11 protein-coding genes are annotated in these 12,826 nt (G+C 53.6%); 5 read left to right on the forward strand and 6 right to left on the reverse strand.

Annotated features, from left to right (window positions below):
• Positions 1-47 precede the first annotated feature (47 nt).
• Positions 48-941: a LysR family transcriptional regulator gene (locus OGY35_RS12015; RefSeq protein ID WP_286632377.1), complete on the reverse strand. Its 894-nt coding sequence runs from the start codon at positions 939-941 to the stop codon at positions 48-50.
• A gap of 89 nt (positions 942-1,030) precedes the next feature.
• Here OGY35_RS12015 and OGY35_RS12020 point away from each other — a divergent pair, with 89 nt between their 5' ends.
• Positions 1,031-1,411, forward strand: coding sequence for a carboxymuconolactone decarboxylase family protein (locus tag OGY35_RS12020; RefSeq protein ID WP_195619912.1), 381 nt, complete (start codon positions 1,031-1,033; stop codon positions 1,409-1,411).
• A gap of 45 nt (positions 1,412-1,456) precedes the next feature.
• Here OGY35_RS12020 and metL read toward each other — a convergent pair whose 3' ends face one another.
• Together metL and metB are read right to left on the reverse strand one after the other, a co-directional pair.
• A complete protein-coding gene (gene metL, locus OGY35_RS12025; protein WP_286632378.1) occupies positions 1,457-3,889 on the reverse strand; it encodes a bifunctional aspartate kinase/homoserine dehydrogenase II in 2,433 nt (810 codons plus the stop codon).
• Between the two features lie 2 nt (positions 3,890-3,891).
• A complete protein-coding gene (metB, locus tag OGY35_RS12030) occupies positions 3,892-5,052 on the reverse strand; it encodes a cystathionine gamma-synthase (RefSeq protein WP_152401244.1) in 1,161 nt (386 codons plus the stop codon).
• Positions 5,053-5,328: 276 nt separating this feature from the next.
• On the opposite strand from metB, the gene metJ reads away from it, so the two are divergent.
• Positions 5,329-5,646, forward strand: a complete 318-nt coding sequence (gene metJ, locus OGY35_RS12035) for a met regulon transcriptional regulator MetJ (protein WP_042325599.1) — start codon at positions 5,329-5,331, stop codon at positions 5,644-5,646.
• A gap of 67 nt (positions 5,647-5,713) precedes the next feature.
• Positions 5,714-6,322 carry a YiiX family permuted papain-like enzyme gene (locus OGY35_RS12040; RefSeq protein WP_286632379.1) on the forward strand — a complete coding sequence of 203 codons (609 nt, stop codon included), beginning with the start codon at positions 5,714-5,716 and terminating at the stop codon, positions 6,320-6,322.
• Positions 6,323-6,394: 72 nt separating this feature from the next.
• Here the strand turns inward: OGY35_RS12040 and OGY35_RS12045 are convergent, their stop codons facing one another.
• The 3 genes from OGY35_RS12045 to rpmE all read right to left on the reverse strand — a co-directional run bounded on the left by OGY35_RS12045 (position 6,395) and on the right by rpmE (position 9,184).
• A complete protein-coding gene (locus tag OGY35_RS12045; protein WP_152401240.1) occupies positions 6,395-7,819 on the reverse strand; it encodes an MFS transporter in 1,425 nt (474 codons plus the stop codon).
• A gap of 118 nt (positions 7,820-7,937) precedes the next feature.
• A complete protein-coding gene (locus OGY35_RS12050) occupies positions 7,938-8,618 on the reverse strand; it encodes an oligogalacturonate-specific porin KdgM family protein (protein WP_046493449.1) in 681 nt (226 codons plus the stop codon).
• Between the two features lie 353 nt (positions 8,619-8,971).
• The gene (rpmE, locus tag OGY35_RS12055) at positions 8,972-9,184 is read right to left on the reverse strand and encodes a 50S ribosomal protein L31 (RefSeq protein ID WP_042325590.1); all 213 of its coding nucleotides are present in this window, start codon (positions 9,182-9,184) and stop codon (positions 8,972-8,974) included.
• A gap of 262 nt (positions 9,185-9,446) precedes the next feature.
• Here rpmE and priA point away from each other — a divergent pair, with 262 nt between their 5' ends.
• Both priA and cytR read left to right on the forward strand, forming a co-directional pair.
• Positions 9,447-11,645: a primosomal protein N' gene (priA, locus tag OGY35_RS12060; RefSeq protein WP_286632380.1), complete on the forward strand. Its 2,199-nt coding sequence runs from the start codon at positions 9,447-9,449 to the stop codon at positions 11,643-11,645.
• Between the two features lie 155 nt (positions 11,646-11,800).
• Positions 11,801-12,826 carry a DNA-binding transcriptional regulator CytR gene (cytR, locus tag OGY35_RS12065; RefSeq protein WP_178828110.1) on the forward strand — a complete coding sequence of 342 codons (1,026 nt, stop codon included), beginning with the start codon at positions 11,801-11,803 and terminating at the stop codon, positions 12,824-12,826.

Genomic DNA, 12,826 nt, shown 5'->3' on the forward strand with positions numbered 1-12,826 from the left:
TGAGGAAAAGTCAGGGAAGATGAAAAAAATTCACGTTAGCCCGCCATTCAGAGGGCTGACATCACGCTTTTCAGCCACTGTAAGCGCGCAACGTTCTCCGGCAGCATTACCAGCCCCGCCTGAATACTGAGTTCACCGTTGCGCAGTGGACGAAAAACCACGCCCTGGCGCTGAATGGCGGCAAAGGAGGCCGGAAGTAAGCTCAGACCGTCGCCATGCGCAATTCGCGCCAGCAGAACGTCATGCTCCAGCGGCTCTTCAAGACAGGCCGGGGCGTAACCCACGCGCTGAAAGCATTCCCGCGTAGCGTCAAAGAAGGCCGGATTACGTTCCCGGCTGAACCAGAACAGCGGCCGGTGGTTAAGTTCCGCCAGGAGGAGAGACTCTCTGCCTGCCTCTGGCCAGATGGCGGGTAGCGCCGCGATGAGCGGCTCGTGCCAGTCGAGCGACGTGACGGCAAGTCCGACGGACTCCAGCGGCAACGCCACCACGGCAGCATCCAGTTTTCCGCGTCGCACCTGACGCACCAGATCGGGCGAGCCCTGGCGCACCAGACGCAGGGTCTTCACCCGGGTATTCATCTGCGTTTCCAGCCCAGCGAAAACCCCCTGCTCAAACGCCGTCGTCAGCCCCAGACGCAGCGACTGCACATCATTTGGCGCGAGCTGACTCAGAGCTGCCCAGGTTTTATCCTGCAGTTCCAGCAGCGGACGTACGATCTCCAGCACCTGCAGTCCCTCATTTGTCAGCGTCAGGCCTTTGGTATGACGGACAAACAGCGTTACCCCCAGACGTTCTTCAAGCTGGCGTATGTGGCGGCTGAGCGGCGGTTGCGACATAAACAGTCGCTGGGCCGCCCGGCTCATGTTGTTCTCTTCCGCCACCACGGCGAAGTAGCGCAGCAGGCGGATATCCAGCGAGTGCAGAGGCGGTGTTGTCATACCGAAAAGGTATCACGGAAACGGTATTATCCAAATGATTCCGCCCGCCCTATCCTCACGCCATACATTACACAAACGAGGAAGACACCATGCATTCGGAACGTTTTATTACCGGTCAGGACATGCTACAGCAGGTCGATGGCAAAGGCGGCGATGCCGTCGTCGAGAGCCTGAAAGATATTGCTCCCGACTTCGCCCGCTATCTGATTGAGTTTCCTTTTGGCGACATCTATTCCCGACCCGGGCTGGATTTACGCAGTCGGGAGATTGCCACCGTCGCCGCATTGACCGCGCTGGGTAATGCCACGCCGCAGTTGAAGGTACATATTGCCGCCGCGCTGCACGTCGGGTTAACGCAGGAGGAAATTATTGAGGTGATGATGCAGATGGCAGTATATGCAGGCTTTCCAGCCGCGTTAAACGGTCTGTTCGCCGCAAAAGAGGTGTTTGCGGCGAACCCTGAAGGCTGATTACAGAACCGTAGGCCGGATAAGCGCAGCGCCATCCGGCAAAAACTACAGCAGTTGCGCCAGACGGTTAATATCTGACTGGATCGCCCCGGCGGTAACGTCACGACCGGCACCGGGTCCGCGGATCACCAACGGATTATCGCGATACCAGCGACTTTCAATGGCGAAGACGTTATCGCACGGCAGCAGCGCTGCCAGCGGGTGCTCTGGACGAACGGCTTCGACGCCGACGCGCGCTTTGCCGTTGGCATCGAAACGTGCCACATAGCGCAGCACCAGCCCCATTTCGCGGGCCGCTTCCAGACGTTGCACCATCTGGTCGTTCAGTTCATCGCCATTTTCAAAGAAGTGATCGATTGAACCTTCTTCACAATGTGCGGGAACCAGCGACTCAACGCGAACCTGATCCGGCTCGATGTCGTAGCCCGCTTCACGCGCCAGAATCACCAGCTTGCGCATCACATCTTTACCCGACAGGTCGACGCGCGGATCCGGCTCCGTCAGTCCCTGCTGCCAGGCCTGATCCACCAGATCGGTAAACGGTACAGAGCCATCAAACTGCAGGAATAGCCAGGACAGCGTGCCGGAGAAGATCCCGCTGATTGACAGGATAGTGTCGCCGCTGTCGATCAGATCGCGCACGGTGTGGTTGATCGGCAACCCCGCCCCCACGGTGGCGTTGTACAGCCAGTGACGCCCGGTCTTATCAAACGCGTCGTGGATCTGGCGATACTTATTGCTGGTGCTCGCCCCGGCCAGTTTGTTAGCGCTGATGACGTGGAAACCGTGACTGGCGAAGTCGAGATACTGATCGGCAAGCTGTTCGCTTGCGGTCACATCCAGCACCACCAGATCGTCATACGGGTGCGCGCGCATCCACAGGAACAGCGACTCTTCATCCTGTTCAATGGCTTCATCATTGAAGAACGCCAGCGCCCGGCTGGCATCAAGCCCTTCGTAGTTCAACAGGCTGCGACGGCTATCCACCACCCCTGCCAGCACAAATTCAAAACCGGTACGCGCCGAGAGCGTACTCTGCTCGCGAGCAAACAGTTCCAGCCAGCGGGAACCAATATTGCCCTTGCCAAAGAGCACCAGGCCGATGCGTTTTTCTGCGCGGAAAATGGACTGATGCAGACCCTGAATCAGGCTCTCCGTCGGGCCGGTACGCAGCACGGCCACCAGGCTGATGCCCTCTTCCGACTGCCAGGTAAATTCCACCGGCTGTCCTTTCAGCTGCTGCCAAAAACGGTGGCAGTGCAGCGGATTACGGGTGACGCCCGCCCCCACCATCGCCACCAGCGCCAGCCCCTGACGCAAACGCAGTTCACCCGGCAAACCCGCTTCATCGAGGATTCGCAGAGCGCTATCCGCCACTTCCGAGGTGTAGCAGAACTGCAGCAGGTGACGATCGGTATGAACGCCAACGGCCAGCGGACGCACCTGCGCACGCTTGAGGACCTGGTCGATATCCTTATGCGCCTGCTTAAAGTCCTGGCTGGCAGGAACCTGAAATTCAATCAGGCAAACGTCATCATGGCTGGTCACGATACGCGCGCCGGTACCTGAAGCCAGTACGCGCTCAATGCGCGTAGAGCCTTGATCCGGCGTGTAGCTACAGCGCAACTGGAGATCGATATCGCTCCCGGAAACCGGCTGCAGCGTACGGGTGTGCAGAACCGGTGCCGCCAGGCGCGCCAGCTCGCTGGCTTCATCCAGACGCAACAGCGGCAACAGGCAGGCGTCTTTAACTTTACGTGGGTCGGCGCTGTACACCCCGGCCACGTCGCTCCAGATGGTGACGCGGGAAACGCCCGCCAGCGCGCCAACCTGCGTGGCGGAATAGTCAGAACCGTTACGACCCAGCAGCACCGTATCACCCGCATTACTACGGCTGATAAAACCGGTCACCACCAGACGTTTTTGCGGGTGCTGGATCAGCAGTTGCTGCAATAACGGGTAAGAAAGTCCTTCATCCACCTGCGGTTGCGCGGCGCGCTCGGCGCGTAAGAATTCACGCGCATCCAGCCAGGCCGACGCCATGCCATGCTGATTCAGTACCGCAGACATCAGACGTGCCGACCATACTTCACCATGACCTACCACCTCCGCATAAACAGCGTCATTCACGCCGCTGTCCAGCAGGTTTGCCAGACGCTCCAGATCGCTAATAAACAGGCTGGTTAATCCATCCGCCACGTCAGCGGGAAGCAGGCCGCTAATCAGCTCACACTGATAGCGGCGCAGGGTCTGTTGCACCTGATGCGCAGAAAGGCGATCGGTCTGACTTAATTTCAGCCAACTGATCAGTTGGTTGGTCGTACTGCCCGCAGCGGAAACCACCATCATGTCGTCAGGCTGTGAGTATTCCGCCATGATGCCCGCGACGCGCAGATAACATTTCACGTCAGCCAGACTACTACCACCAAATTTGTGCAGTTGACGACCCTTCGCCCCTGCCTGCGCAATCACACTCATGTTTACCCCTTGTTTGCAGCCCGGAAGCCATTTTCCAGGTCGGCAATTAAATCTTCGCCATCTTCAATACCGGTGGAGATACGCAGCAGCGTCTCGGAGATCCCGGCAGCGGCACGCGCTTCTGGTGCCATGCCGGCATGCGTCATCGTTGCGGCGTGAGAGATTAGGCTTTCCACTCCCCCTAAGGATTCCGCCAGCGTAAACAACGACAGCCCGCTCAGGAAACGACGCAGCGTCTGCTCATCGCCATCCAGTTCAAAACTCAACATTGCGCCAAAACCTTTCTGCTGACGCACGGCAATGTCATGCCCCTGATTTTCCGGCAGCGACGGGTGATAGAGCTTTTTCACCAGCGGCTGGGTTTGCAGATAATCGACGATCGCCTGCGCATTGCGTTGCGCCACTTCCATGCGCGGCGACAGCGTACGCAACCCACGCAACAGCAGGTAACTGTCAAACGCGCCGCCGGTCACGCCGATATTATTCGCCCACCATGCCAGTTCGGTGACGATTTCCGGATCTTTGGCTATCACCACGCCCGCCACCACGTCAGAGTGGCCATTCAGATATTTCGTGCATGAATGCAACACCAGATCGGCGCCCAATGCCAGCGGATTTTGCAGCGCCGGGCTTAAAAAAGTGTTGTCGACAACGCTGACGGCTCCGGCTTCACGCGCCAGTTGGCAGATTTTCGCAATATCCACCACGCGTAACAGCGGATTACTCGGACTTTCCACCAGTACCAGTTTGGGTTTTTCTGCCAGCGCGGCCTGCAACGCCTGCTCATCCCCTTGATCGACAAACCGCACGCGATAGCATCCGCGCGTCGCCAGACTGTCAAACAGGCGGTAGCTGCCGCCATAGCAGTCATGCGGTGCCACCAGCAGATCGCCTGGCTTCAGAAATACGGTTGTCACCAGGTGAATCGCCGACATGCCGGTATTGGTCAGCACCGCACCCGCCCCCCCTTCCAGTTCGGCCAGCGCACGCTGCACCACATCGCGCGTAGGGTTGCCGCGACGGGAGTAGTCATGGGCGCGAGGCTCATTAAAACCGGTAAAATTATAGGTGCTGGAAAGGTGAATCGGCGGAACGACGCAACCATACTGTTCGTCGTCATTTAACCCGCTACGCACTGCGATGGTGGCCTGTTTACGCGTCATGTTAGGGTGTTCCTGAGCTGAGTCGATGAAAAGTCAGGTCCCAGAGTAAACAGGTTAACAATAGACGTCAATACATCTGGACATCTAAACTTCTTTGCGTATAGATTGAGCAAACTGGAAATAGCCGTTAAAATTATCTGCATTAGCGCACAACTACAGGCGCTTTATCAGTGTCACAGTATCGCCTGTACGGTAAACTATGCGGAATTATGGCGAGTAGCCACACAAATAGTGCGGCATTGCCTCATATTAATGACAAAGAGGATTAAGTATCTCATGGCTGAATGGAGCGGCGAATATATCAGCCCATACGCTGAGCACGGTAAGAAGAGTGAGCAAGTAAAGAAAATTACGGTTTCCATTCCTCTGAAGGTGTTAAAAATCCTCACCGATGAACGCACGCGTCGTCAGGTGAACAACCTGCGCCACGCCACCAACAGTGAGTTGCTGTGTGAAGCGTTTCTGCATGCCTTTACCGGGCAACCCCTGCCAAACGACGCAGACCTGCGTAAAGAGCGCAGTGATGAAATCCCGGAAGCGGCGAAAGAGATCATGCGTGAACTGGGGATCGACCCGGAGACATGGGAATATTGATTTGCAAAAAAGAGCGGCGCGGGTTTCCTGGCCGCTCTTTTTAATTGTGTAACAAGGACGTTATGCCATGAATCGAGGCTTACTGGTTTTCGGTCTGCTGATTGCGACGCCTGTTTTTGCCTGGCAGCCGCAAACCGGCGACATCATCTTTCAAATGTCCTTATCCTCCCAGAGCCAGGCGATTCAACTGGCAACGCATTCTGACTATAGCCATACCGGCATGATCGTTATCCGCGAGAAAAAACCGTATGTCTTTGAGGCCATTGGCCCGGTGGTTTATACCCCTCTGCAAAAGTGGATAAAACACGGTAAAGACGGAAAATACATCGTGCGTCGCGTTGACGGTGGGCTATCGCCACAGCAGCAGAAAAAGCTCGCGCAAACCGCAAAACAATATCTCGGTAAACCTTACGATCTGGCCTTTTCCTGGAGTGACGAGCGTCAGTACTGCTCTGAAGTGGTGTGGAAGGTGTATGACCATGCGCTCGGGATGAAAATGGGTAAGCTGCAAAAGCTAAAGGATTTCGATCTCAGTCACCCGGCGGTGCAAGCCAAAATGAAAGAACGCTACGGTAAAAATATCCCGCTGAATGAAACGGTTATTTCCCCGCAGGCGCTTTTTGATGCGCCGCAACTGGAAACGGTTGAGAAGTCGTGGCCGCTGCTTTGGTGGTGACGCAACAAAGGCAGAGGTTTTCCCCTGCCTTTCAGACTCACTGCCCACTATTTTCATAGTGGTGCTCATGGGTTATTTGCTAATCCCATTAAATTTATTCAGTGTTGCTTCCATTTTGAGCGTTTCTTTACGGTTCAGTGGATAGAAATAAATCAGCATCACGGCGGCCAAAAACAGGCATAAAGCCGGTATCAGATTCGCCATCGTGTAAATATTTTCCCGCACGACGCTGGTTTGCACAGCCCCGCCCGTTGATGAGGATTGGTAGCCGATGATAGCCAGCATAAAACCCCCAATAGCCCCCGCACATGCCTGACCCACTTTGCGAGCAAAGAAGTTCACACCATAAACGGTGCCATCTTCGCGATCGCCAGTAATATACTGATGGTAGTCGCAAACATCAGTCATAAATGCCCAAATCATCAGGTTGAATAATCCGGCCCCTAGCGTCGCAAGGAAAAGAAAGACCAGATAGATTTTCGCATCCGTAATGTGGATGAAGTACATAATCAGATACATCACCACTGAAAAGAACAGTGCGCCGACGCTGGCTTCTTTTTTACCAAACCGCTTCGTGAGCCAGGACGCCGATGGCGCCAGCAGAATCAGGGAACCAAAGGTAAATAAGAGTGCGACAGACATGGCGGCTTTATTGTGGAAATAGTCATTAAACAGATAGGTCATATTGGTGCCGGAGAGACCCTGATTAATCACAATAAGCAGATCAACCACAACCAGCACAATCAACGCCTTATTGCGTAGCAATCCCTTCAGCAAAACAGAAACGGGCATGCTCTCTTTTCTTTCCACACGCACGCGCTCTGTCGTTAAGTGACAGGTCAGTGTTAAAAAGATAAAAGCCAGTATCGAGCAGCCAATCGCAATCCAGAAGAAATGTTGCCCGGAAATCACCAGGCTTCCGTCAACAAGGGTGGTATACATCAGAATGGGAATAAAAAAACCGGTTGCCCCACCACCAATCGCCGAGCCAACGCTGCGGTAAGTCGAAAGCGAAACACGATCGTCCGGATTCGAGCTAATCGCGGCTGACATTGCACCATAAGGAATGCTAACGGTCGATAACAACGAACCGTAAATAAAATAGGAACAGCAGATATAGATAATTTTCGCTGTTTCAGAAAATTCATGAACAAACGGCAGAAAAAGAACCACCGAAATGATGCAGAAAGGGTATTTCATGCGACGAACCCAGGGGTTAAAACGCCCGTAAACGGTCAGTTTAGACGTATCGCATATGCGCCCTACGGCGACATCAACAAACGCATCAAAGAGTTTTGTTATAAAATAGAGTGACCCGACAATAACCCCGGAAACACCGAGCACATTAGTGTAGTAAATCATTAAAAAGCTATTGACCAACCCAAGAATAAAACAATTCCCCAGGTCGCCACACAAGTAACCTATTTTATCTCTGAATCCGAAAGGCCTGATAGCAATGCTTGCATTACTTCTTATAACATGTTCATCACTGGACATTATGTCAACTCCTGAGTGCCTTATTCACGCGAATATTAAGGCAAGCGTGGTTTCGCGTATTGAAAGGCAACTTGATGATGTTTTGTATAGATAAGCTTCACGTTAACGGAATTAACAATCAGAAGTTATAGCCCAGACCCACACGATAACGCGTCTGGCGATCGTCCGTCGTTGTCGTGTTATAACCAGAGGACACGTTACCCACTTCAACAAAAGGAACCCAGGACCCTATCTTATAAGCAACACGGAAGTTATATTCATAGTCTTCATTTTTGTTGTTATATAAATCTTCACTATCGGCAATTTTATAAATGCCGTTGAGTTCAAACATCCAGTTATTGACGTTATAACCGAGCCATGCCTCCGGGCGATAGACCATCCGATCATCTTTGCCGTCGGCATTTCTACGCATATATTCCTGACGATAGCGGAACGCAGTCCACCAGTTGTCATTGATATTATACTGTACGCGAAGATAAGGCTTATAGATCGTCATGTTATCACCCGTTTCAACCGCGATGCCAGGCTGCCAGATGAGGCCCTGCCAGGTGAATTGATAGCTTGCCGTATACTCGTTGCCATTACTTTCCATATTGTTCCACGCATCATTTGATTGCGCATCATCGGAACGAGAGATAGCTTCTACTGCCACACCAAAACCAGTCGCAAAGCGGTGAGACATATAAACACGGTCATAGTTACGTCCATCATCATAATATTCATGACGATAATCTACATAGCCTGCGTGAGCGGCTCCAGATAATAATGGAATAAGTAATAATGCATATCCACGCTTCATAGCAATCCCTCTCAATAGAAAACGTCAAAAACAATCTGACCTTATCGGCACCACCACTGCTAAAACGACATGATGAAAATAAGGGATAGTGATAATTTTATATTACGTAATGAAGTTTATTTAAGCGAGGAAGCTAAAACCTTTTAAATTTTGCCAGCAACTAAAAATCATGGCAAAAAAAGAAAGATAAGAGAGATGAACATCACCAATAGAAACAATTTACCGATAAATTAGAAACGGCATTTCAAGTTAGTTTCTGGTTATTTATTCAAGGCGTCAATGAAAAATATAAAAAAGATAAAATTCAGATACAAAAAAAGCGCCAGTCGGCGCTTTTTTTTGACAGCTGAAACTTATTTGCTGCCCGGGATGTTGAAACGCTTGTTGAAGCGGTCAACACGGCCACCGGTTGCAACGTCACGCTGTTTGCCAGTGTAGAACGGGTGGCATTTACCGCAGACGTCCAGGTTCAGATCGTGACCTACGGTAGAGCGAATTTTCATGACGTTACCGCAAGAACAGGTAGCAGTAATTTCTTCGTATTTCGGGTGAATATCTTTTTTCATGGGAAAACCTCAGTTTAAGGCCGCGTCGCTCTTCCAGCCCTAACGCCAGACACCACGCGATGTTAATTTTTACCCGTCGCCTTTCACACCGCTGATATGTTGGCTGCGTGAAATTCTCGGGTAACGGTCAAGTTTTGACACAATCAATTTGCATCAAAGGCGGCGAATCATACAGAAATTAGCCCGCTCATGCAAACTGATTCGCTCATCACCCATGAGTAATGTGTATACTAACCGGCCAGATTTCAAGTCAGGATGATTTATGCCCGTAGCGCACGTTGCCTTACCCGTTCCGCTCCCTCGCACCTTTGACTATCTTCTGCCGGAAGGCATGAATGTCAAAGCAGGGTGTCGCGTGCGCGTACCGTTTGGCAAACAGCAGGAGCGCGTCGGGATCGTCGTCTCGGTTAGCGACAAAAGCGAGCTGCCGCTGAATGAACTGAAAGCTGTCGTTGATGTGCTGGATGATGAGCCGCTCTTTTCGACCTCCGTCTGGCGTCTGCTGATCTGGGCGGCAGATTATTATCATCATCCCATTGGCGACGTGCTGTTCCATGCCCTGCCCATCCTGCTGCGTCAGGGGAAACCTGCTACCAACACGCCAATGTGGTACTGGTTTGCCACCGAAGAGGGCCAGGCCGTTGATCTTAATAGCCTGAAACGTTCCCCCAAACAGCAGCAGGCGCTGGCCGCGTTGCGACAGGGGAAAATCTGGCGCGATCGGGTCGCCGACCTTGAGTTCAACGATGCCGCGCTTCAGGCTCTGCGTAAAAAAGGCTTGTGTGAACTGGCGAGCGAAACCCCAGGTTTTAGCGACTGGCGCACGCACTACGCGGTTTGCGGCGAACGTCTGCGACTGAACACCGAACAGGCCACCGCCGTTGGCGCAATTCACAGCGCGTCAGACTGTTTCTCCGCCTGGCTGCTGGCCGGGGTGACGGGGTCAGGTAAAACCGAAGTTTATCTGAGCGTACTGGAAAACGTTCTGGCACAGGGTAAGCAGGCGCTGGTGATGGTGCCGGAAATTGGTCTGACGCCGCAAACCATCGCCCGTTTTCGCGAACGGTTCAACGCGCCGGTGGAAGTGCTGCATTCCGGCCTCAATGACAGCGAGCGCCTTTCTGCCTGGTTGAAGGCCAAAAACGGCGAAGCGGCGATCGTCATTGGCACGCGCTCCTCCTTATTTACGCCGTTTAAAAATCTTGGCGTGATCGTTATCGATGAAGAACACGACAGTTCCTATAAACAGCAGGAAGGCTGGCGCTATCATGCCCGCGATCTGGCGGTCTGGCGCGCCCATAGCGAACGCATTCCGATAATCCTCGGTTCGGCAACTCCGGCACTGGAAACGCTGTGTAACGTGCGGCAGAAAAAATACCGGATGCTGCGCCTGACGCGCCGCGCCGGAAACGCGCGCCCCGCGACTCAGCACGTGCTGGATTTAAAAGGTCAGCAGGTGCAAGCCGGTCTGGCACCGGCGCTGATCGCCCGTATGCGCCAGCATTTACAGGCTGACAACCAGGTGATCTTATTTCTCAATCGCCGGGGCTTTGCGCCTGCGCTGCTTTGCCACGACTGCGGCTGGATTGCGGAGTGCCCGCGTTGCGATCACTACTACACCCTGCATCAGGCACAGCACCATTTGCGCTGTCATCACTGCGACAGCCAGCGTCCGGTGCCACGTCAGTGTCCTTCCTGTGGATCGACGCATATGGTACCGGTCGGATTAGGCACTGAGCAGCTTGAACAAGCGCTGGCTCCCTTCTTTCCCGGCGTGCCGATTTCCCGCATTGACCGCGATACCACCAGCCGCAAAGGGTCGCTTGAGCAGCATCTGGCACAAGTGCATCGCGGTGGCGCAAGGATCCTGATCGGCACCCAGATGCTGGCAAAAGGTCACCACTTCCCTGACGTGACGCTGGTTGCGCTGCTGGATGTGGACGGCGCGCTGTTCTCGGCAGATTTCCGCTCAGCAGAACGCTTTGCCCAACTTTATACGCAGGTTTCCGGGCGCGCAGGACGCGCTGGCAAACAGGGAGAAGTGATTTTGCAGACCCACCATCCGGAACATCCGCTGCTACAGACTCTGTTGCATAAGGGCTATGACGCATTCGCTGAACAAGCGCTGGCGGAACGGCAAACTCTGCAACTGCCACCGTGGACCAATCACGTCATTGTGCGCGCAGAAGATCACCATAATCAGCAGGCGCCGCTGTTTTTGCAGCAACTGCGTAATCTGATTCAGGCCAGTCCGCTGGCTGACGATAAGCTCTGGATTTTAGGCCCGGTACCGGCGCTGGCGCCGAAGCGCGGCGGACGCTATCGCTGGCAGATTTTATTGCAGCATCCGTCACGGATTCGTTTGCAGCATATCGTGAGTGGCACGCTGGCACTCATCAATACGTTACCGGAGTCGCGCAAGGTGAAATGGGTGCTGGATGTCGATCCCATCGAGGGATAGCCCCCTCAGATGCGAGGCGGATCGTAAAATTCAACATCCATCACACTTTTTATGAAAATTCTGTAACCGTTTCCATTCGCTATCTGATAAAAATGTTTTTGATGTGAATTCAACAGGGATTGTGCTGCGCCGGATTACCCAGGCGAGGAGAAAGAGTGAAACCGAATAAGCAGGCCGCTGCCGCTACAATGAAAGATGTTGCCATGAAGGCGAAAGTCTCAACGGCAACGGTGTCCCGCGCGCTAATGAACCCCGATAAAGTCTCTCAGTCCACCCGAAACCGGGTTGAACAGGCAGCTGTAGAAGTGGGGTATTTACCGCAGGCGACGGGTCGCAATGTTAAACGTAATGAATCGCGAACGATCCTGGTGATTGTCCCGGATATTTGCGATCCCTTCTTTAGCGAACTGATCCGTGGGATCGAGGTCACCGCCGCCAGTCATGGCTATCTGGTGTTGATCGGCGATTGCGCGCACCAGAACCAGCAGGAAAAAACCTTCGTCAATCTGATCATCACCAAGCAAATTGATGGCATGTTGTTGTTGGGCTCTCGTCTGCCGTTTGACGCCAGTATTGAAGAGCAGCGCAATCTGCCGCCGATGGTGATGGCGAACGAGTTTGCGCCGGAGCTGGAGTTGCCCACCGTCCATATCGACAACCTGACCGCTGCCTTCAATGCCGTGAACTATCTGCATGAACTGGGACATCAGCGCATTGGCTGCATTGCCGGGCCGGAAGAGATGCCGCTATGTCATTACCGCTTGCAGGGTTACGTGCAAGCGCTGCGCCGTTGCGGTGTGACGGTGGACCCGCACTATATCGCTCGCGGAGATTTCACCTTCGAAGCTGGCGGCAATGCGCTCAGGCAGTTGTTCGAATTGCCGCAACCGCCGACAGCGGTATTCTGTCATAGTGATGTCATGGCGCTCGGCGCCCTCTCATGGGCCAAACGTCAGGGCATCAAAGTTCCGGATGACCTGTCGATTATTGGTTTCGACAACATCGCCCTGGCGGAATTTTGCGATCCGCCGCTGACCACCGTTGCGCAACCGCGTTTCGAAATTGGTCGTGAAGCGATGCTGTTGCTGCTTGACCAAATTCATGGACAAAATGTCAACAGCGGCTCGCGTTTGATGGACTGTGAACTGATCCTTCGGGGTACCACGCGTGCCTTAACGTAA

It is taken from the genome of Citrobacter sp. Ct235, from assembly GCF_030332305.1.
Classification (GTDB): domain Bacteria; phylum Pseudomonadota; class Gammaproteobacteria; order Enterobacterales; family Enterobacteriaceae; genus Citrobacter_A; species Citrobacter_A telavivensis.